This window comes from Streptomyces sp. NPDC048751 (assembly GCF_043198595.1).
Classification (GTDB): Bacteria; Actinomycetota; Actinomycetes; order Streptomycetales; family Streptomycetaceae; genus Streptomyces.
Genome location: NZ_JBICUX010000006.1, coordinates 369,067 through 389,136 on the forward strand (window position 1 = coordinate 369,067; position 20,070 = coordinate 389,136).

Annotated in this window: 17 protein-coding genes; 1 reads left to right on the forward strand and 16 read right to left on the reverse strand. The window is 70.0% G+C overall.

The window, feature by feature from the left end:
• Positions 1-10: 10 nt before the first annotated feature.
• The 4 genes from ACGFNV_RS21470 to ACGFNV_RS21485 all read right to left on the reverse strand — a co-directional run bounded on the left by ACGFNV_RS21470 (position 11) and on the right by ACGFNV_RS21485 (position 3,496).
• Entirely contained in the window at positions 11-481 is a 471-nt protein-coding gene (locus ACGFNV_RS21470; protein ID WP_393624548.1) for a GNAT family N-acetyltransferase, read from the reverse strand.
• Positions 478-1,422, reverse strand: coding sequence for an RluA family pseudouridine synthase (locus ACGFNV_RS21475; RefSeq protein WP_133926935.1), 945 nt, complete (start codon positions 1,420-1,422; stop codon positions 478-480). Before ACGFNV_RS21475 ends, ACGFNV_RS21470 begins: the two co-directional genes overlap by 4 nt.
• Positions 1,423-1,515: 93 nt before the next feature.
• Entirely contained in the window at positions 1,516-2,205 is a 690-nt protein-coding gene (gene lspA, locus ACGFNV_RS21480) for a signal peptidase II (protein ID WP_393624549.1), read from the reverse strand.
• Positions 2,206-2,284: 79 nt separating this feature from the next.
• A complete protein-coding gene (locus tag ACGFNV_RS21485; RefSeq protein ID WP_393624550.1) occupies positions 2,285-3,496 on the reverse strand; it encodes a TraR/DksA family transcriptional regulator in 1,212 nt (403 codons plus the stop codon).
• Between the two features lie 615 nt (positions 3,497-4,111).
• On the opposite strand from ACGFNV_RS21485, the gene ileS reads away from it, so the two are divergent.
• Positions 4,112-7,249: an isoleucine--tRNA ligase gene (gene ileS / locus ACGFNV_RS21490; protein ID WP_393624551.1), complete on the forward strand. Its 3,138-nt coding sequence runs from the start codon at positions 4,112-4,114 to the stop codon at positions 7,247-7,249.
• Positions 7,250-7,430: 181 nt separating this feature from the next.
• Here the strand turns inward: ileS and ACGFNV_RS21495 are convergent, their stop codons facing one another.
• From ACGFNV_RS21495 to murF, 12 genes are all read right to left on the reverse strand, one after another.
• Positions 7,431-8,621 carry a DivIVA domain-containing protein gene (locus ACGFNV_RS21495; protein ID WP_393624552.1) on the reverse strand — a complete coding sequence of 397 codons (1,191 nt, stop codon included), beginning with the start codon at positions 8,619-8,621 and terminating at the stop codon, positions 7,431-7,433.
• A gap of 53 nt (positions 8,622-8,674) precedes the next feature.
• Positions 8,675-8,959 carry a YggT family protein gene (locus ACGFNV_RS21500; RefSeq protein ID WP_393624553.1) on the reverse strand — a complete coding sequence of 95 codons (285 nt, stop codon included), beginning with the start codon at positions 8,957-8,959 and terminating at the stop codon, positions 8,675-8,677.
• A gap of 74 nt (positions 8,960-9,033) precedes the next feature.
• Positions 9,034-9,675 (reverse strand): cell division protein SepF, encoded by a 642-nt coding sequence (locus ACGFNV_RS21505; protein WP_393624554.1) that lies wholly within the window; start codon positions 9,673-9,675, stop codon positions 9,034-9,036.
• Between the two features lie 128 nt (positions 9,676-9,803).
• Entirely contained in the window at positions 9,804-10,523 is a 720-nt protein-coding gene (locus ACGFNV_RS21510; protein ID WP_393624555.1) for a YggS family pyridoxal phosphate-dependent enzyme, read from the reverse strand.
• Between the two features lie 6 nt (positions 10,524-10,529).
• Positions 10,530-11,258 carry a peptidoglycan editing factor PgeF gene (gene pgeF, locus ACGFNV_RS21515; RefSeq protein ID WP_393624556.1) on the reverse strand — a complete coding sequence of 243 codons (729 nt, stop codon included), beginning with the start codon at positions 11,256-11,258 and terminating at the stop codon, positions 10,530-10,532.
• Complete coding sequence (gene ftsZ / locus ACGFNV_RS21520) at positions 11,255-12,448, reverse strand: cell division protein FtsZ (RefSeq protein WP_393624557.1); 1,194 nt, start codon at positions 12,446-12,448, stop codon at positions 11,255-11,257. The genes pgeF and ftsZ overlap by 4 nt, the downstream gene beginning before the upstream one ends.
• 287 nt (positions 12,449-12,735) lie before the next feature.
• Positions 12,736-13,530, reverse strand: a complete 795-nt coding sequence (locus ACGFNV_RS21525) for a cell division protein FtsQ/DivIB (protein WP_393624558.1) — start codon at positions 13,528-13,530, stop codon at positions 12,736-12,738.
• Positions 13,531-13,556: 26 nt separating this feature from the next.
• Positions 13,557-14,645 (reverse strand): undecaprenyldiphospho-muramoylpentapeptide beta-N-acetylglucosaminyltransferase, encoded by a 1,089-nt coding sequence (murG, locus tag ACGFNV_RS21530; protein ID WP_133926925.1) that lies wholly within the window; start codon positions 14,643-14,645, stop codon positions 13,557-13,559.
• Between the two features lie 6 nt (positions 14,646-14,651).
• A complete protein-coding gene (gene ftsW, locus ACGFNV_RS21535) occupies positions 14,652-16,025 on the reverse strand; it encodes a putative lipid II flippase FtsW (RefSeq protein ID WP_393624559.1) in 1,374 nt (457 codons plus the stop codon).
• A gap of 150 nt (positions 16,026-16,175) precedes the next feature.
• Positions 16,176-17,600, reverse strand: coding sequence for a UDP-N-acetylmuramoyl-L-alanine--D-glutamate ligase (murD, locus tag ACGFNV_RS21540; protein WP_393624560.1), 1,425 nt, complete (start codon positions 17,598-17,600; stop codon positions 16,176-16,178).
• Positions 17,582-18,655 (reverse strand): phospho-N-acetylmuramoyl-pentapeptide-transferase, encoded by a 1,074-nt coding sequence (mraY, locus tag ACGFNV_RS21545; RefSeq protein WP_133926922.1) that lies wholly within the window; start codon positions 18,653-18,655, stop codon positions 17,582-17,584. Before mraY ends, murD begins: the two co-directional genes overlap by 19 nt.
• Positions 18,652-20,067, reverse strand: coding sequence for a UDP-N-acetylmuramoyl-tripeptide--D-alanyl-D-alanine ligase (murF, locus tag ACGFNV_RS21550; protein ID WP_393624561.1), 1,416 nt, complete (start codon positions 20,065-20,067; stop codon positions 18,652-18,654). The genes mraY and murF overlap by 4 nt, the downstream gene beginning before the upstream one ends.
• Between the last annotated feature and the right edge of the window lie 3 nt (positions 20,068-20,070).

The window sequence follows — 20,070 nt, forward strand, 5'->3', positions numbered from 1 at the left end:
GAACGGCCCCCTAGAGCGGGCGCCGCATCGCCCGGTGCGGTAGGCCGGCGTCCGAGAACTCCGGCCCGTACGCCAGGTACCCCAACCGCTCGTAGAATCCCAGCGCCTGCGTCTGCGCGTGCAGGTCCACCGCGGTCAGCCCACGCGCGCGTGCCGCGTCCTCGACGGCCCGTACGAGTGCGGCTCCGACGCCCAGCCCGCGTGCCGCCCGGGTGACGGCGAGCCGTCCCAGGGATCCCACCGACGGGTCGCCGTCGGTCTTCGCCGCGGCGGCCTCCCCGTACAGCAGGCGCCCGGTGCCGAGCGGAAGCCCGTCCTCCCGGACCGCCAGCACGTGCACCGCGCCGGCGTCGTACGCGTCGTACTCGATCTCCTGCGGAACGCCCTGCTCCGCGACGAAGACCTCCTTGCGCACCGCGAAGCACGCCTCGCGGTCGGCGGGATCCTCGGCCACGCGCACCACGTACGACGGCCGGTTCACGCGTACGTCTCCTCGCGGACCTGGTCGAGGGCCTTCTGGAGGTCGGCGGGATAGTCGCTCTCGAACTCGGCCCACCGCCCGTCCCCGGGGTGCTCGAAGCCCAGCCGGACGGCGTGCAGCCACTGGCGGGTCAGGCGCAGCCGCTTGGCGAGGGTCGGGTCGGCGCCGTAGGTGAGGTCGCCGACGCAGGGGTGGCGGTGAGCCGCCATGTGCACGCGGATCTGGTGCGTACGGCCGGTCTCCAGCTTCACGTCGAGCAGGGAGGCCGCGCGGAACGCCTCGATGAGGTCGTAGTGCGTGACGGACGGCTTGCCCTCGGCCGTGACCGCCCACTTGTAGTCGTGCTGCGGGTGGCGGCCGATGGGCGCGTCGATGGTGCCGCTGGTCGGGTCGGGGTGGCCCTGGACGAGCGTGTGGTAGCGCTTGTCGACGGTGCGCTCCTTGAACTGGCGCTTGAGCGACGTGTACGCGTACTCCGACTTGGCCACCACCATCAGGCCGGACGTGCCCACGTCCAGGCGGTGCACGATGCCCTGGCGCTCGGCGGCTCCCGAGGTGGAGATGCGGTACCCGGCGGCGGCGAGGCCGCCGATGACGGTGGGGCCGCTCCAGCCGGGCGACGGGTGCGCGGCGACGCCGACCGGCTTGACGATCACGACCACGTCATCGTCGTCGTGCACGATCTCCATGCCCTCGACCGGCTCCGCGACGATCTGCACGGGCGCGGGCGCCTGCGGCATCTCGACCTCGAGCCAGGCCCCGCCGTGCACCCGCTCGGACTTCCCGACCACCGAGCCGTCGACCGTGACCTTCCCCGCCGCGGCGAGCTCGGCGGCCTTCGTACGGGAGAAGCCGAACATGCGGGAGATGGCGGCGTCGACGCGCTCGCCCTCCAGGCCGTCCGGCACGGGCAGGGTACGGATCTCGGGAATCGTGCTCACCCGTCGAGTATGCCGGACGGGCCCGACAGCCCCGTACGGAGCCTGTGGACAACCCGGACACGGACAACCCGCGCGGGCTCAGTCCTTGCGGGCTCAGTCCTTGTGGACGGTTCCGTCCGGGTCGAGGCCGCGGAAGGACAGCAACACGATCAGGATGCCGCCGCAGACGATCGCCGAGTCGGCGAGGTTGAACACCGCGAAGTGCTTGGGCGCGATGAAGTCGACGACCGCGCCCTCGAAGACGCCCGGCGAGCGGAAGATCCGGTCGGTCAGGTTGCCGAGCGCGCCGCCGAGCAGCAGGCCGAGCGCGATCGCCCAGGGCAGGCTGTAGAGCTTGCGGGCGAGCCGGGCGATCACCACGATCACCGCCGCCGCGATCACCGTGAAGATCACGGTGAAGGCCTCGCCGACGCCGAACGCGGCGCCCGCGTTGCGGATCGCCTCGAACTTCAGCCAGTCCCCGATGATCTCGATCGGCGCGTGGTGCTCCAGCTTGGCGACCACGATCATCTTGCTGACCAGGTCCAGGACGTATGCGAAGGCCGCCACCGCGAAGAGCACGGCGACGCGCCGCCCGCCCCGGGGACGCTCGGCAGGGGTCTCCTGCTCCCCGGCGCCGGTCGTCGCCGACGACCCGTCGGTGCCGGAGCCCCCGGCCGGGGCCGCGGTCCCCTCGGCATCGGCCCGCTCGCCCGACGCCGCGTCGTCGCCGGGCCGCTCCTGATCGGCCCGCGCCGCGTCCGGGGTGTCCGGCGTACCGATGATGCGCTCCGCCTCTGCCACGTGAGTCCCTCAACCTAGGTGCCTGACTGAGGACGAGGGTACGGCACACCCCGCGCGAGGACCCGCCGGGCGGCGCAGGTCAGTACCGGCGCTCCTGCTTCTGCTTGCACTCGACGCACAGCGTGGCCCGCGGGAAGGCCTGCATCCTGGCCTTGCCGATGGGATTGCCGCAGTTCTCGCACAGGCCGTACGTGCCCGCGTCCAGCCGTTCCAGGGCACGCTCGGTCTGGATCAGCATCTCGCGCGCGTTGGCGGCCAGCGCCATCTCGTGCTCGCGCGTGATGTTCTTGGTGCCGGTGTCCGCCTGGTCGTCGCCCGCTCCGTCGCCGGAGTCGCGCATGAGGCCCACCAGGGACGCCTCGGACGAGGCGATCTCCTCGCCCAGCCGCTTCCCCTCGGACATCAGCTCGGTCCGCGCTTCCTCGACCTCCTCCGGCGTCCAGGGGTCCTCTCCGGGGCGCACCGCGAGCTCGCCCGGCTCCACCGCGGAGACCCGTGCCTTGGGTACCGCGCTCTGTGCCGCCGTGGCCGTGCCAGGAGTCTTCTTCGCAACCACGTTCGTGGCTCCCGTCTGCTTCGCGGCCTGGGCCGCGCCCACCTTCTTGGACGTCCTCTTCTTGGCCGCACTCTTCGTGGAGCCGCCCTTGCCCGCGCCGCCCTTTCCCACGGCGCCCTTCACCCCGACTGCCGCACCCGCTGTGGCGACCTCTTCCCCGCCGGCCGCCTTCGAAGCGCCGGCCTTCTTCGCCGCCGTACCCCTCTTCCGGGCCACCGCCTTCTCCGCCTTCTCCTCCATGACCTCCACGGCCGCCCGCTTCTCGGCGACGGTGGCCTTCTTCCCACCCGCCGCCTTCTTCGCGGTCACCTTCTTGGCAGCGGCCTTCGTGGCGGCGGGCGCCTTGGCGGCGGATGCCTTGGCAGTGGACGCCTTCGCTCCTGCGGCCTTCGCTCCGGAAGTCTTGGCGGTGGCGGTCTTGGCGGTGGCCGCCTTCTTCGCCGCAGCCGTCTTCGCCTCAGCCTTGTCCGCCGCAGCCGTCTTAGTGGCGGCCGTCTCCGTGGCAGCCGTCTTCGCGGCCTTCCTGGCCGCCGTCCTCACGCTCTTCACCGGCCTCGCCGCCTTCACCGCACGAGCCGCACCGGCCACATCAACAGCAGCAGCACCAGTCGCCCCGGCGCCTTCCCGGGTGGTGCTCTTCTTCCCGCCGACGTCCTTGGCCGCACCGCCGGAGGCCTTGGCACGCGTGGACCTGCCCGACGCCGACTGCTGTACGGCGGTCTTCTTACCCACCATGCCGCGGCCCCTTCACATATTGTGATCTTGCACGCGAATCGTGCTGGGACGATAAATCGACTTGAGTCCCGCGGCAACGGGGCACGCCGCCCGATTCGCCCGCCCCGCGAGTGCCACGCGAGTGCCACGCGACAAGCCTGCCTGCGTTGTGCCCAGCTCCCCGCCGGGTAACCCGCCGAGCTCAGGGTCCCCGAATCCGAACAGGCGTACCACTCCATTCGGGGCACCCCGGCCTCCCGGACGCCCCCGGGGCCCGGGCCCGGGAAAACCGGTCCGCCCCCGTCCGTGCGGCGCCGTACACTGGGCGGAGCGAAAAGCGTGGATGGGGACGAGTAGCGGCGTACGCAGCCCAGAGCGACCCGGGGACGGTGGAAGCCCGGGGGCGAGCGCGACGTGAAGATCACCCCGGAGCCGCCGGAGGAAAGCCACAGCCGCAGGGCGGGGGCGAGTAGAACCGGCATCGCGACCCCAATGAGGGGGCTCACCGGCGTGCAGGCCGCACCGGAGGGCCAAGGAGGGTGGTACCGCGGGAGCGCGCCGCACACGGCGTAGACAGGAAAGAAAGCTCTCGTCCCTCCGACGGAAGGCAGTAAGTCCGCCGGAGGAAGCTCGCTGATGACAACGCCGACGTACCGCCAGGTGCCCGCCCAGGTCGACCTGCCCGCGCTCGAGCACGCGGTGCTCGAATTCTGGCGCGAGCAGAAGATCTTCGCCAAGAGCCTGGAGCAGTCCGAGGGCCGCCCCGAGTGGGTGTTCTACGAGGGCCCGCCCACCGCCAACGGCATGCCCGGCGCCCACCACATCGAGGCCCGCGTCTTCAAGGACGTCTTCCCCCGCTTCCGCACCATGCGCGGCTACCACGTGGCCCGCAAGGCCGGCTGGGACTGTCACGGCCTCCCGGTGGAGCTCACCGTGGAGAAGGAGCTCGGCTTCAGCGGCAAGAAGGACATCGAGGCCTACGGCATCGCCGAGTTCAACGCCAAGTGCCGCGACTCCGTGCTGCGCCACACCGACGCCTTCGAGGAGCTCACGACCCGCATGGGTTACTGGGTCGACCTCAACGACGCCTACGTCACGATGGACCCCGAGTACATCGAGTCGGTCTGGTGGTCGCTGAAGGAGATCTTCAACAAGGGCCTGCTGGTCCAGGACCACCGCGTCGCCCCCTGGTGCCCGCGCTGCGGCACCGGCCTGTCGGACCACGAGCTGGCGCAGGGCTACGAGACGGTCGTCGACCCGTCCGTGTACGTCCGTTTCCCGCTCACCTCCGGTCCGCTCGCCGGCGAGGCCGCCCTCCTGGTCTGGACGACCACGCCCTGGACGCTGGTCTCCAACACGGCGGTCGCCGCGCACCCCGAGGTGACCTACGCCGTCGCGACCAACGGCGACGAGAAGCTCGTCGTCGCCGAGCCGCTCGTCGAGAAGGCACTCGGCGAGGGCTGGGAGACCACCGGGCAGACCTTCACCGGCGCCGAAATGGAGCGCTGGACCTATCAACGTCCGTTCCAGCTCGTCGAGTTCCCGGCAGAGGCGCACTTCGTCGTCAACGCCGACTACGTCACCACCGAAGACGGTACGGGCCTGGTCCACCAGTCCCCCGCCTTCGGTGAGGACGACCTCAAGGTGTGCCGCGCGTACGGCCTGCCCGTGGTGAACCCGGTCCTCCCGGACGGCACCTTCGCCGAGGACGTCCCCCTCGTGGGCGGCGTCTTCTTCAAGAAGGCGGACGAAAAGCTCACCGAGGACCTCCAGCAGCGCGGCCTCCTCTTCAAGCACATCCCGTACGAGCACAGCTACCCGCACTGCTGGCGCTGCCACACCGCGCTCCTCTACTACGCGCAGCCGTCCTGGTACATCCGCACCACCGCCATCAAGGACCGCCTCCTCCAGGAGAACGAGAACACCAACTGGTTCCCGGAGAACGTCAAGCACGGCCGGTACGGCGACTGGCTGAACAACAACATCGACTGGGCCCTGTCCCGCAACCGCTACTGGGGCACCCCGCTGCCGATCTGGCGCTGTGAGGACGACCACCTCACCGTCGTCGGCTCCCGCGCGGAGCTGACCGAGCTGACCGGCACCGACCAGTCCGAGTTGGACCCGCACCGCCCGTTCATCGACGACGTCACCTTCGCCTGCCCGAAGTGCCGGAAGACGGCCACGCGCGTGCCGGAGGTCATCGACGCCTGGTACGACTCGGGTTCGATGCCGTTCGCGCAGTGGGGCTACCCGTACAAGAACAAGGAACTCTTCGAGTCCCGCTACCCGGCGCAGTTCATCAGCGAGGCCATCGACCAGACCCGCGGCTGGTTCTACACGCTGATGGCGATCGGCACCCTGGTCTTCGACAAGACGTCGTACGAGAACGTCGTGTGCCTGGGCCACATCCTCGCCGAGGACGGCCGCAAGATGTCCAAGCACCTGGGCAACATCCTGCAGCCGATCCCGCTCATGGACCAGCACGGCGCCGACGCGGTCCGCTGGTTCATGGCGGCCGGCGGCTCCCCCTGGGCGGCCCGCCGCGTCGGCCACGGCACGATCCAGGAGGTCGTCCGCAAGACGCTCCTCACCTACTGGAACACGCTCGCCTTCCAGGCCCTCTACGCCCGCACCTCCGGCTGGGCCCCGTCCGAGGCCGACCCCGCCCCGGCCGACCGCCCGCTGCTGGACCGCTGGCTGCTGTCCGAACTGCACGCGCTGTCCGACCAGGTCACCCAGTCCCTGGAGGCCTACGACACCCAGCGCGCGGGCAAGCTGCTGTCCGCGTTCGTCGACGATCTGTCGAACTGGTACGTCCGTCGTTCCCGGCGCCGGTTCTGGCAGGGCGACAAGGCGGCGCTGCGCACTCTGCACGAGGTCGTGGAGACGGTCACCAAGCTGATGGCCCCGCTGACCCCGTTCATCACCGAGCGGGTCTGGCAGGACCTGATCGTGCCGGTCACCCCGGGCGCCCCGGAGTCGGTACACCTGGCGTCCTGGCCCGAGGCGGACCTGACCGCGATCGACCCGGAACTGTCGAGGCAGATGGTGCTGGTGCGCCGCCTGGTGGAGCTGGGCCGGGCCACCCGCGCGGAGTCGGGCGTGAAGACCCGCCAGCCGCTCCGGCGCGCCCTGGTCGCGGTCGCCGGCTTCGACACCCTCTCCCCCGAACTGCACACGCAGATCACGGAGGAGCTCAACGTCGAGTCGTTGGCCTCGCTCTCGGAGGTGGGCGGCTCCCTGGTCGACACGACGGCGAAGGCCAACTTCCGCGCCCTGGGCAAGCGTTTCGGCAAGCGCGTCCAGGACGTGGCCAAGGCCGTCGCGAACGCGGACGCGGCGGCGCTGTCCCTGGCCCTGCGCGAGGGCACGGCGTCGGTGGAGGTCGACGGTGAGACGATCACCCTCGCCCCGGACGAGGTGATCATCACCGAGACCCCGCGCGAGGGTTGGTCCGTCGCCTCCGACTCGGGTGCGACCGTCGCCCTGGACCTGGAGATCACGGAGGACCTGCGGCGCGCGGGTCTCGCCCGTGACGCGATCCGCCTGATCCAGGAGGCCCGCAAGAACAGCGGCCTCGACGTCGCCGACCGCATCGCACTGCGCTGGACGGCGACCGACCCGGCCGTCAGCGAGGCGCTGACCGAGCACGCCGGCCTGATCGCCGACGAGGTCCTCGGCACGGACTTCGCCCAGGGCGAGGCGGACGACACCTACGGCACCCCGTTCACCGACGAGGGCCTGACGCTGACCTTCCGCCTGCGGAAGGCGTAAGCAGAAACGACGAAGGCCCGGCTCCCCGAGATGGGGCGCCGGGCCTTCGTCGTGCCTGGTCTTCGCCGGTCGGACGCAACGCGCGTAAAAAGGGCGAGGCCCCGGATGAAATTCCGGGGCCTCGCCCTGAACGCTGCCGACGCCTACGGCGTACTACCAACCGTCAGTGGTACTCCAACCGTCAGTTGTCGTCCTCGTCGATCAGGAACCCACGCATCGGCGAGGGAGCCTGGCCCATCGGCGACGGACCCTGCGGCCGCACCGGCGCCATGGGCTGGGTCATGGCGGGCGTCATCTGCTGCTGACCGCCGTAGGACGGCGCGGCGGGAGACGGCGCACCACCCATGCCCTGGCCGCCGTAGGACGGGGCGCTCGCGCCGGCCGGGGCCATGGAAGGCGCCGGGGACGGCGGGAGGGAAGCCGTGGCCGGAGTACGCGGCGGGGCGAGCGAGTCGTCGGCCTGGGTCTCCAGCTGGCGCAGCTGCGACTCGAGGTACGACTTAAGGCGCGTGCGGTACTCGCGCTCGAAGCCGCGCAGGTCCTCGACCTTGCGCTCCAGCGTGGCGCGCGCGGACTCCAGGGAGCCCATGGCGACGCGGTGCTTCTCCTGTGCGTCCCGCTCCAGGGCGTCGGCCTTGGCACGGGCGTCACGCTCGAGGCCCTCGGCACGCGAACGCGCCTCGCCCACGATCTTGTTGGCTTCGGAGCGGGCCTCGGCGATCGCCTGGTCGGCGGTCTGCTGGGCCAGCGAGAGGACACGGGCGGCGCTGTCGCCACCGGGGCCCTGACCGGGGCCGCCCATCGGACCGCCCATGGGGCCGCCCATGGGGCCACCCATCTGCTGCTGCATGGGCGGCTGGCCACCCATCGGGCCCTGGCCCATCGGACCCTGACCCATCGGGCCGGGACCCTGCGGACCGCCCTGACCGCCGGGACCGGCGGGCAGCTGCGGGGCACCGCTCGGCAGCTGGGGCGGGCCACCCATGGGGCCACCCATCTGCTGCTGCGGCGGGCCCGATATGCCGGCGGGCACCGGAGCGCCGGGACCTCGCATGCCCTGCTGGGGCATACCCTGCTGAGGCATTCCACCCTGCTGCGGCATTCCGCCCTGCTGGGGCATTCCACCCTGCTGAGGCATCCCACCCTGCTGCTGGTCCTGCTCCGGCGGCTTGCGCATGTTCTGCTGGTTCTGGGCAGCAGCACGCGTGGCCGCGGCCAGTTTGGCGCGCAGGTCCTCGTTCTCGCGGAGCAGGCGGGTCAGTTCGGCTTCGACCTCATCGAGGAAGGCATCGACCTCGTCCTCGTCATAGCCTTCTCGGAGGCGGACGGTCGTGAACTGCTTGTTCCGCACGTCCTCGGGGGTCAACGGCATCTCTTCACCTCAACGTAGTCGTCGGCATTCGGCAAGACGGTAGTTCACATCGCTCACACCTGACTCACGATCGTGATCAGGATGTAGACGATGATCATCAGTACGAAGAAGGACAGGTCGAGCGCCACGCCCCCGAGACGCAGCGGCGGGATGACCCGCCGCAGAAGCTTGAGCGGTGGATCGGTGACAGTGTAGGTGGCCTCCAGAACGACCACCATCGCCTTGCCGGGTTGCCACGAACGGGCGAACTGGAAGACGTAGTCCATGACCAACCGGAAGATGAGCACGATGAGGAACACCATCAGCGCGATGTAGATGACATCCAGGACCACGCTCATGATCGGTGCGAACCTCTCCCCTGCTCACTACTACTGCCGTCTTGCTGCCGTGTACTGCTGTTCGGTCGTGCGTCTCAGCTCTGGTTGAAGAACCCGCCCTCTGCGATGCGGGCCTTGTCCTCCGCCGTGACATCGACGTTAGCAGGCGACAACAGGAACACCTTCTGCGTCACCCGCTCGATGCTGCCGTGAAGACCAAACACCAAACCAGCCGCAAAGTCGACAAGTCGCTTCGCATCTGTGTCATCCATCTCAGTCAGATTCATGATCACCGGCGTGCCTTCACGGAAGTGTTCCCCGATGGTACGGGCCTCGTTGTAGGTCCGAGGGTGAAGCGTGGTGATCCGGTACGGCTCTCGTTCCGACACGACCTTGGGCATGATCACCGGTGCGTTCTTCTCCAGGCTTGCGCGTTCTTGTGTGATGGATGCCACGGGCGCGATGCGCGCCGGGCGCCCGGATTCCGCGGCGAGCGAAGCGGAATGCGGCACGGGGTCGCGCGGCACCGATGGTTGTACCACTCGCACCGATTCGTCCCTTTGGGACTGATGTGCGCCGTGCGACTGGTGGGACGGCTCATGCCGCCGGTGGTCCCGCTCGGGCTCCGGGTCCAGTTCGGGTTCGAAGTCGTCGTCGGGGTCGAATCCTCGGCCGTCGTACCCATCGTCCTCCACGAGGCCGAGGTAGACCGCCATCTTGCGCATCGCGCCGGCCATGCTCTTGGTCCTCCGCTCTGTGGTGGATCGGCTGACAACTGCCAAGTCCCGCGATCCACGTGGTCCTTACGTCCGCCTTTCGACGGTAATGACCATATTTTCTGCTGTGGTCCGACTTCTTGGCGACGTTACCCGAGCCTGGGTCGGACTCCGAGTACCGCGGTGCCGATGCGCACATGTGTCGCTCCGGCCGCCACGGCCTGCTCGAGGTCCGCACTCATCCCTGCGGACACCATGTTCGCACCGGGATGGGTCCGGCGCAGGTCGGTCGACAAATCCATCAACCGCTCGAAAGCCGCCTGTTGGCGTCCCGCGTACTCACCGGTCAGCGGCGCGACCGTCATCAGCCCGTCGAGCCGCAGCCCCGGGGCCCCGGCCACCAGGTCGGCCAACTCCGCGATGCCGCCGGGCGCCACGCCACCCCGCTCACCCCGTGCGCTCTCGCCGGCGTCGAGCGCGACCTGGAGGAGGCAGCCGACCTCACGCCCGACCCGTACGGCCTCCTTCGACAGGGCCGTGACCAGCTTGGAACGGTCGACGGACTGCACAAGACCCGCGTAACCGACCACGGATCGCACCTTGTTGGTCTGCAACTGGCCGACGAAATGCCAAGTAAGCGGCAGATCCGAACATGCGGCGGCCTTCGGCGCAGCGTCCTGGTCACGATTCTCGGCGACGTGCCGCACACCGAGTTCGGAGAGGAGCCGCACATCGCTCGCCGGATAGGTCTTGGTGACCACGATGAGGGTCACTTCTTCCCGCTTGCGTCCGGCGGCCGCGCACGCGGCGGCGATGCGACGCTCCACGTGCGCCAGGTTTGTGGCGAGTTCGCCCTTACGGTCCGTCATGTCCCATCAGCCCAGCCAGACATATCCCGCGAGTCGCCCCGTGGCGCGGTCGCGGCGGTACGAGAAGTGATCACCCGACTCCAGCGTGCACACCGGGGACTGCTCCCGGTCGCGCACCCCGAGCCGGTCGAGCTGCGCGTGCACTCCGGCGGCGACGTCCACGGCGGGCGTGCCCCAACTCGTCTCGGCGTACGCCGCCGGCTCGACGGCGGCGACCTCGGCGCGCATCGCCTCCGGCACCTCGTAGCACCGGCCGCAGACGGTGGGCCCGGTCCGGACGACGATCCGGGCGGGGTCGGCGCCGAGCGACTCCATCGCGTCGAGGGTGGCGGGGACGATGCCCTTGACCATGCCGGGCCGGCCCGCGTGGGCCGCGGCGACCACCCCGGCGACCGGGTCGGCGAGCAGGACCGGAACGCAGTCCGCCGTCAGGACGGCGAGGGCGAGACCGCGGACCGCGGTCACCAGGCCGTCCACCGGCGGAGTGAGCCGGGTGGTCCACGGCCCGTCGACCTCGGCGACGTCGTTCCCGTGCACCTGGTTCATCCAGACCACGTTTCCAGGATCCAGCCCCAGCGACTTGGCGGCCAGCTCCCGGTTGGTCCGTACGGCTTCGGGGTCGTCGCCGACCGCGCCGCCGAGGTTGAGCTCCTCATACGGAGCGGCGCTCACCCCGCCCCACCGGTCGGTGAAGGCGAAGTGCGCGCCGCGCACGCTCTCGCGCTGTCCTATCACTTCAAGAAGTCCGGTACGTCCAGTTCCTCGGCCGCGCTGTCGTAGGTCCGCGAGGGCGGGACCGGCGGGCCGGAGGGGATGTCGGCCACCGGCTCGGGCGCGGGCTCCGGGTCTTCCTTCGGGGTCACGCTGCCGAGCGAGCCGAAGGACGGACGGCTCTCGGGCTGCCGTACCGGAGTGGGCTCGTCGCGGCGGGCCGAGGCGGAGGACGAGCCGAGGACGTTGTCGCGCTTGGCGGGCGGCTGGCCGCCGTCGAAGCCGGCCGCGATCACGGTGACCCGGACCTCGTCGCCGAGGGCGTCGTCGATGACCGCGCCGAAGATGATGTTGGCCTCGGGGTGGGCGGCCTCGCTGACCAGCTGGGCGGCCTCGTTGATCTCGAACAGGCCGAGGTCGGAGCCGCCGGAGATGGAGAGCAGCACGCCCCGGGCGCCGTCGATGGACGCCTCGAGCAGCGGCGAGGAGATCGCCATCTCGGCAGCGGCCACCGCGCGGTCGTCGCCGCGGGCCGAGCCGATGCCCATGAGGGCCGAACCGGCCTCCGACATGACCGACTTGACGTCGGCGAAGTCGAGGTTGATCAGACCGGGGGTGGTGATCAGGTCGGTGATGCCCTGGACACCGGAGAGCAGGACCTGGTCGGCCGACTTGAAGGCGTCGAGCACGGAGACCTGGCGGTCCGAGATCGACAGCAGTCGGTCGTTCGGGATCACGATGAGGGTGTCGACCTCTTCGCGGAGCTCGGCGATGCCGTCCTCGGCCTGGTTCGCGCGCCGGCGCCCCTCGAAGGTGAACGGGCGCGTGACCACGCCGATGGTGAGAGCGCCGAGGGAACGGGCGATGTTGGCCACGACGGGCGCGCCGCCGGTGCCGGTGCCGCCGCCTTCACCGGCCGTCACGAAGACCATGTCGGCCCCCTTGAGGACCTCCTCGATCTCCTCGCGGTGATCCTCGGCGGCCTTGCGGCCGACGGCCGGGTTGGCTCCGGCGCCGAGTCCGCGGGTGAGTTCACGACCGACGTCGAGCTTGACGTCGGCGTCGCTCATCAACAGCGCCTGCGCGTCGGTGTTGATGGCGATGAACTCGACGCCCTTGAGACCGACCTCGATCATCCGGTTGATGGCATTGACACCACCGCCGCCGACACCGATGACTTTGATGACTGCGAGGTAGTTCTGCGGTGCTGCCACGTCGAAGGCCTCTCGCCTCGAGTTACGGGTCGTCGGATCACAAGCACGCGCTGCGCTTCTGATGCGACGACTGATGCCGAATGGGACGGTCCGTAGCGCCGACCCGAACCCTAACGCTGAAGTTTAGGGTTACCAGTGTGTCTGTTCCCTGGAGTCTTCTGAACAGGACACTAAGTCGACAAGTGGCGCCCGTTCAACGAACACGCCGAACCTCCCGTTTTTCTTTTCACCCTATGTGATCAGCCGTGTCACTGCCCAACCAGGGTGCTGGCCTGCGCGGATGTGCGTCAACTCCCTGATGACGCCGGGGCGGTGGGAACGCTGACGTCGAAGTGCCGCGCATCCGGAGCCGCTTTCATGAGAGCGCGGAGCGTACGCGCCTTCGCGGCACCGTTCTCGCCGCTTCCCCAGTCGACGGTCCGCCCGCCGCTCAACTCCAGAGAGATGTCGTCGTAGGAGCGCACCTTGACGACCCCCGCCTGACGTGCAACGGCGGCCGGAAGGGCGTCGGCGACACGGACGGCCTCCCGCACCAGCCGGTCCTCACCGAAGCGCCGCAGGCTCGCGGTGGCCGAACCCGACGAGGGAATGGCCAATTCCAGCGTGGGCGCGCCTTTAGGAGCCTCGGAAACCGTGGCGAAACGGACACCTTCCTCGTCCACTTCGATGAACTTTCCACCCTTTTGGAGAATCAGAACCGGAGTGCGCTCGACCACTTTCAGTCCGATTCCATGAGGCCAGGAACGGGTCACGTCAATGGTGTCGATTCGGGGCAATTTCCGGCGCAACCGGGCCTCGATCGCCTCGAGGTCGACGGAAATCAACGGCTCTCCGACCGGAACGTCGGCGGCCTCGCGTACCTCCCCCGGGGTCAGGACGCGCGTGCCGGAGACGGACACCCGCTCCACGCGCAGCCACTGCGAGCCGTACAACACCCAGACGCTGCCCCCACCCAGGAGGACGATCGCCAGCGCGAGAATGATGATCGTACGAAGTCGTCGTGGCCGGAACCGGCGGACGAGGGGCGGGCCGGACGACTCCTGATGACGCTCACCGCGCTCCGCGGTAGCCGGTCCGGCCACGCTCCCTGTCCTTTCGTCATACGTTCCTAACGGCGCGAGGCGATCGCCTCGTACACCATGCCGACGAGCAGGTCGTCGGCGTCCCGGCGGCCGAACTCACCGGCGGCGCGGGACATCTCGTACAGCCGGTGCGGGTCGGCGAGCACGGGCAGGACGTTCTCCCGTACCCAGTCGGGCGTCAGTTCCGCGTCGTCGACGAGGAGGCCGCCGCCGGCCTTCACCACCGGCTGGGCGTTGAGCCGCTGCTCGCCGTTTCCGATGGGCAACGGAACGTAGGCGGCCGGGAGCCCGACGGCGGAGAGTTCGGCGACGGTCATCGCGCCCGCGCGGCAGAGCATCATGTCGGCCGCGGCGTACGCGAGATCCATCCGGTCCAGGTACGGTACCGGGATGTAGGGGGGCATTCCCGGCATCTGCTGGACGTGCGGCAGTTCGTTCTTGGGACCGACCGCGTGCAGGATCTGGATCCCGGCCTGCTGGAGCCAGGGGGCGACCTGCTGGACCACCTCGTTGAGGCGGCGGGCACCCTGGGAGCCGCCGGAGACGAGCAGCGTCGGCAGGTTGGGGTCGAGGCCGAACATGTGCCGGGCCTCGGGGCGGGCGGCGGCCCGGTCGAGCGTGGCGATGGAGCGGCGCAGCGGGATGCCGATGTAGCGGGCGTCGCGCAGCTTGCTGTCGGGGGTGGAGACGGCGACCCGGGCGGCGTACCGCGAGCCGATCTTGTTGGCGAGGCCGGGGCGGGCGTTCGCCTCGTGGATCACGATGGGCACACCGAGGCGCTTGGCGGCGAGGTAGCCGGGCAGGGCCACGTACCCGCCGAAGCCGACGACGGCGTCCGCCTTGGTGCGCTCCAGGATCTGCTCGGCGGCCTTGATCGTGCCGCGCAGCCGGCCCGGGACGGTGATGAGCTCAGGGGTGGGTTTGCGCGGCAGCGGGACCGCGGGGATCAGCGCGAGCTCGTAGCCCCGCTCGGGAACGAGCCGGGTCTCCAGGCCGCGTTCCGTGCCCAGGGCCGTGATCCCCACGGTCGGATCCTGCCTGCGCAGGGCGTCCGCGAGGGCGAGCGCGGGCTCGATGTGGCCGGCGGTCCCCCCACCAGCGAGTACGACATGCACCGAAATTCACCGCTCTCCGGACGAGCGCGCCGCCGAGGCACGTCGTCGCATCGTGTTCCATCTCCTAGGAGCCCCGGCCGACCCTTTGACAGGCGTCGAGCCTCCCGCCCGCTTTCTACCAAAGCGGGGTTGCCGCATCGCAAGCGCCGCCCGCGCAGCGGGCTCGTCGCGCGCGAAGGCGATCAGCAACCCGATGGCGAACATGGTCGGCAACAGGGCGGATCCCCCGTAGGAGAACAGCGGGAGGGGGACACCGGCGATCGGCAGCAGGCCGAGCACCGCACCGATGTTGATCACGGCCTGGGCCGTGATCCAGGTGGTCACGCCTCCCGCGGCATACCTCACGAAGGGGTCCTCCGTGCGTCCGGCCACGCGGATACCCGCATAGCCTAGAGCCGCGAAGAGGGCGAGCACCGACAGCGTCCCCGCCAGCCCCAGTTCCTCACCGGTGACGGCGAAGATGAAGTCGGTGTGCGCTTCCGGGAGTTGGCCCCATTTTTCCACACTGGCGCCGAGCCCCGAACCAAAGATTCCGCCGGAGGCCAGGGCGTAGATGCCGTGCACGGCCTGCCAGCAGTCGGCGGCGCCCGAGCGGGGTTCGGTGGCGCCGATGCAGGCGAGCCGGGCCATCCGGTTGTCGCTGGTCTTGATGAGGATCACGCCGATCACGGCGGCGATGGACAGCACACCGGCGAACAGCCTGGTCGGGGCGCCGGCCAGCCAGAGCAGGCCGAACAGGATCGCCGTCAGGATGATCGCCGTGCCCATGTCGCCGCCGAGCATGATCAGCCCGAGCAGCAGGAAGGAGACCGGCACGAGCGGCACCAGCATGTGCTTCCACTGGGTCAGCAGCCTCTTGTCCTGCTTGCGGGCGAGCAGGTCGGCGCTCCACAGCACGAGCGCGAGCTTGCCGAACTCGCTGGGCTGGATCTGGAAGGAGCCGCCGAGCGAGATCCAGTTCTGGTTGCCGTTGACCGCCATTCCTATCCCCGGCACCTGCACCAGGGCCATCAGGAAGACGGCTCCGGCGAGGATGGGGTAGGCCAGCGCCCGGTGCAGCTTCACGGGCATCCGGGAGGCGACCAGCAGCAGGACCGTGCCGATGGCGGCGGCCAGGAACTGCTTGCGGAAGAAGAACGAACCCGGCAGCGACATCTGCAGCGCCGTGATCTGGGAGGCCGAGTAGACCATCACCAGACCGAGCCCGGTGATCAGCAGACTGCCGCCCAGGATCAGGTAGTACGCGGTCAGCGGACGGTCCCAGGCGCGCCGGGCCCGCTGGTACAGGGTGACGAGGGGGTTCTCGCGCGGCGCGCGGGCGGCAGGGGGCCTGGGCACCCGCCGCTGCGCGGGCGGCCGCCCGGTACGACTACCGGGCATCAGCGGCTCCCGCACTGCCGTGCGTCGGGCCGGGGAGAGGCCGACACATCCCCGTGTCACCGGCGGTCACCCGCCGGTGACACCCGGGCCACATCGAAGTCACGCGTCCCTCCAAGGGTCCCGATGCACCCGTCGTGGCGACGACCGCCGTCAGGTGCCCGCGCCGAGTTCGCGGACGGCTTCCGCGAACGCGTCACCGCGCTTGTTGTAGTTGGCGAACATGTCCATGGAGGCACAGGCGGGGGCGAGAAGCACCGTGTCACCCGCGACCGCGAGCCGCTGCGCCTCCTGGACGGCCTGGAGCATCGCCCCAGTGTCGGTCCGGTCGAGGTCCACGACCGGTACTTCGGGGGCGTGTCGCGCCAGGGCTTCACGGATGAGCGCACGGTCGGCGCCGATGAGGACGACCCCGCGCAGCCGCTTCGCCGACTTGGCGACCAGTTCGTCGAAGGTCGCGCCCTTGGCGAGGCCGCCCGCGATCCACACGATCGACTCGTACGCCGCCAACGAGGCTTCCGCCGCGTGGGTGTTGGTGGCCTTGGAGTCGTCGACGTAGGCCACACCGTCCACGTCGGCCACGTGCGCGATGCGGTGCGCGTCCGGCGTGAAGGCCCGCAGACCGTCCCGTACGGCCCTGGCGGGCACCCCGAAGGCCCGGGCGAGGGCCGCCGCGGCGAGGGCGTTGGCGATGTTGTGCGGGGCGGGCGGGTTGACGTCGGAGACCTCCGCCAGCTCCTGGGCGTTCTGCTGCCGGTTCTCGACGAAGGCGCGGTCCACCAGGATGCCCTCCACGACGCCGAGTTGGGAGGGCCCCGGGGTGCCGAGGGTGAAGCCGATGGCCCGGCAGCCCTCCTCGACGTCCGCCTCGCGCACGAGGTCCTCGGTGGCCTTGTCGGCGGCGTTGTAGACGCAGGCGATGCGGTTGCCCTCGTAGATACGGCCCTTGTCGGCGGCGTACGCCTCCATGGAGCCGTGCCAGTCGAGGTGGTCGGGGGCGAGGTTGAGGACGGCGGCGGAGTGGGCGCGCAGGGAGGGCGCCCAGTGGAGCTGGTAGCTGGAGAGCTCCACCGCGAGAACGTCGTACCGCTCCTCGCCGAGGACCGCGTCAAGGAGCGAGACGCCGATGTTGCCGACGGCGGCCGTGCGCAGGCCCGCCGCCTTCAGGATGGAGGCGAGCATCTGGACGGTCGTGGTCTTGCCGTTGGTGCCGGTGACGGCCAGCCAGGGCGCGGCGTCCGGGCCCCGCAGCCGCCAGGCCAGTTCGACGTCGCCCCAGACCGGCACGCCGGCGTCGCGCGCCGCCGTGAACAGCGGCTTGTCCGGCTTCCAGCCGGGCGCGGTGACGATCAGCTCGGTGCCCTCGGGCAGGGTCGCTCCGTCGCCGAGACGCACGGTGATGCCGAGCGTCTCCAGTTCGGCGGCCTGCTCACGCGCGCGTGCGTCGTCGCCGTCGTTGACGACGGTGACCTTCGCGCCGAGCCCGTGCAGCACCTTGGCCGCCGGGATGCCGGAGACGCCGAGCCCGGCGACGGTGACGTGCTTTCCCTGCCAGTCGGTCACTTGTCCGCTGCCCATCCCGCGTAGAAGAGCCCCAGTCCGACAATCACACAGATGCCCTGGATGATCCAGAAGCGGACCACCACAAGGACTTCGGACCAGCCCTTGAGTTCGAAGTGATGCTGAAGTGGCGCCATACGGAAGACACGCTTGCCGGTCAGCCGGAAGGAGCCGACCTGGATGACCACCGACATGGTGATGAGCACGAACAGACCGCCGAGCAGCGCGAGCAGCAGCTCGGTGCGGGAGCAGATCGCGAGGCCGGCGAGCACACCGCCGAGCGCCAGCGAACCGGTGTCACCCATGAAGATCTTGGCGGGCGAGGTGTTCCACCACAGGAAGCCCAGGCAGGCGCCCATCAGCGCGGCGGAGACGACCGCGAGGTCGAGCGGGTCGCGCACCTCGTAGCAGGCGCTCGGGTTGGTCAGGGTCTCGCCGTTGGCGCAGGACTCCTGGTACTGCCACACGCCGATGAACGTGTAGGCGCCGAAGACCAGCACGGAGGCACCGGTGGCGAGGCCGTCCAGGCCGTCCGTCAGGTTCACGCCGTTGGACATCGCGAGGATCATGAACAGCGCCCAGACGACGAACAGCACGGGGCCGATCGTCCAGCCGAAGTCGGTGATGAACGACAGCTTCGTCGAGGCGGGGGTGTTGCCGCGGGAGTCCGCGAACTGGAGCGACAGCACGGCGAAGGCGATACCGCCGAGCAGCTGTCCGGCCATCTTCGCCTTGGCCCGCAGACCCAGCGAACGCCTCTTGACGATCTTGATGTAGTCGTCCAGGAAGCCGACCAGGCCCATGCCGACCATCAGGCCCAGCACCAGCACACCCGAGTAGGTCGGCGGCTTGCCCGTGATCACCTTGGACAGGAAGTACGCGGCGACCGTCGCCAGGATGAAGGCGATACCACCCATGGTCGGCGTACCGCGCTTGCTGGCGTGCTCGCGCGGGCCGTCGTCGCGGATGTACTGGCCGTAGCCCTTGCGGGCCAGGAGCTTGATCAGCAGCGGGGTGCCGACCAGGGTCAGAAACAGGCCAATGACTCCTGCGAACAGGATCTGCTTCATCATCGGGCAGCAACCTCACCCTCGGCACCGGTCTCGATGAGCGCCTGCGCCACGCTCTCGAGTCCGACCGAACGGGACGCCTTCACGAGTACGACGTCTCCCGGGCGCAACTCGCTGCGCAACAGGTCGACCGCCGCCTGTGCGTCGGACACGTGCACCGACTCCTCACCCCACGAACCCTCGTTATATGCGCCCAGTTGCAGCCAGGAGGCTTCGATCCCCCCGACCGCGACGAGCTTGCTGACGTTGAGTCGGACGGCGAGCCGCCCGACCGCGTCGTGCTCGGCGAGCGCCTCGTCCCCGAGCTCGGCCATCTTGCCGAGCACCGCCCAGGTCCGCCGTCCCTTGCCCATGGCTGCCAGCGCGCGCAGGGCGGCCCGCATGGACTCGGGGTTGGCGTTGTAGGCGTCGTTGACGATGGTCACGCCGTCCGGGCGCTCGGTGACCTCCATCCGCCAGCGGGAGAGGGAGCCCGCCTCGGAGAGCGCGGTGGCGATCTCTTCCGCGGACATGCCCAGCTCATGGGCGACGGCGGCCGCGGCGAGCGCGTTCGACACGTGGTGCTCACCGTACAGGCGCATGGTCACGTCACTGCACCCGGAGGGTGTGTGAAGGCTGAAGGCGGGCTGTCCGCTGTCCGTGAGTCGCACGTTCTCGGCGCGTACGTCCGCTTCGTCGGACTCTCCGAAAAGGACCACCTTCGCCTTCGTTCGGGAGGCCATGGCCCGTACCAACGGGTCGTCGGCGTTGAGGATCGCGGCACCGCCCTCCTCCGCCGGGGGAAGGGCCTCCACGAGTTCGCCCTTCGCCTGTGCGATCTGCTCGCGGCCGCCGAACTCGCCGATGTGGGCGGTCCCGACGTTGAGGACGAGGCCGACCTTCGGGGGCGTCAGACCGGTGAGGTAGCGGATGTGGCCGATGCCGCGGGCGCCCATCTCCAGGACGAGGAACCGGGTCTCCTCGGTGGCGCTGAGGGCGGTCAGGGGCAGCCCGATCTCGTTGTTGAACGAGCCGGGCGTCCACACCGTGGGGGCCTTGCGCTGGAGCACCTGCGCGATGAGGTCCTTGGTGCTGGTCTTGCCCGCGGAGCCGGTGAGGGCCACGAGGGTCGTGCCGAGGCGGGCGACGACGTGCCGGGCGAGGGCGCCGAGGGCCGTCTGCACGTCCTCGACGACGATCGCGGGCACGCCGACGGGGCGCGACGCCAGTACGGCTGCCGCGCCCGCCTGGACCACTGCCGGTGCGTAGTCGTGGCCGTCGACCCGCTCGCCGACGAAGGCGGCGAACAGGCTGCCGGGCACCACCTCACGGGAGTCCCGGACCACCGGCCCGGTGACCTGCACCGACGGGTCCGGTATGTCGTGCGTCTGCCCGCCGACGACTGCTGCGATCTCGGCGAGAGAGAGGGCGATCACAAG

What these genes read in the sequence shown, in the direction of transcription:
- ACGFNV_RS21505 (WP_393624554.1), bottom strand. Translation starts at nt 9,675, where the DNA reads ATGGCCGGCGCGATGCGCAAGATGGCGGTCTACCTCGGCCTCGTGGAG.
- ACGFNV_RS21495 (WP_393624552.1), bottom strand. Translation starts at nt 8,621, where the DNA reads ATGCCGTTGACCCCCGAGGACGTGCGGAACAAGCAGTTCACGACCGTC.
- mraY (WP_133926922.1), bottom strand. Translation starts at nt 18,655, where the DNA reads ATGATGAAGCAGATCCTGTTCGCAGGAGTCATTGGCCTGTTTCTGACC.
- ftsW (WP_393624559.1), bottom strand. Translation starts at nt 16,025, where the DNA reads ATGCCCGGTAGTCGTACCGGGCGGCCGCCCGCGCAGCGGCGGGTGCCC.
- murD (WP_393624560.1), bottom strand. Translation starts at nt 17,600, where the DNA reads ATGGGCAGCGGACAAGTGACCGACTGGCAGGGAAAGCACGTCACCGTC.
- ileS (WP_393624551.1), top strand. Translation starts at nt 4,112, where the DNA reads ATGACAACGCCGACGTACCGCCAGGTGCCCGCCCAGGTCGACCTGCCC.
- ACGFNV_RS21485 (WP_393624550.1), bottom strand. Translation starts at nt 3,496, where the DNA reads ATGGTGGGTAAGAAGACCGCCGTACAGCAGTCGGCGTCGGGCAGGTCC.
- ACGFNV_RS21510 (WP_393624555.1), bottom strand. Translation starts at nt 10,523, where the DNA reads ATGACGGACCGTAAGGGCGAACTCGCCACAAACCTGGCGCACGTGGAG.
- ACGFNV_RS21500 (WP_393624553.1), bottom strand. Translation starts at nt 8,959, where the DNA reads ATGAGCGTGGTCCTGGATGTCATCTACATCGCGCTGATGGTGTTCCTC.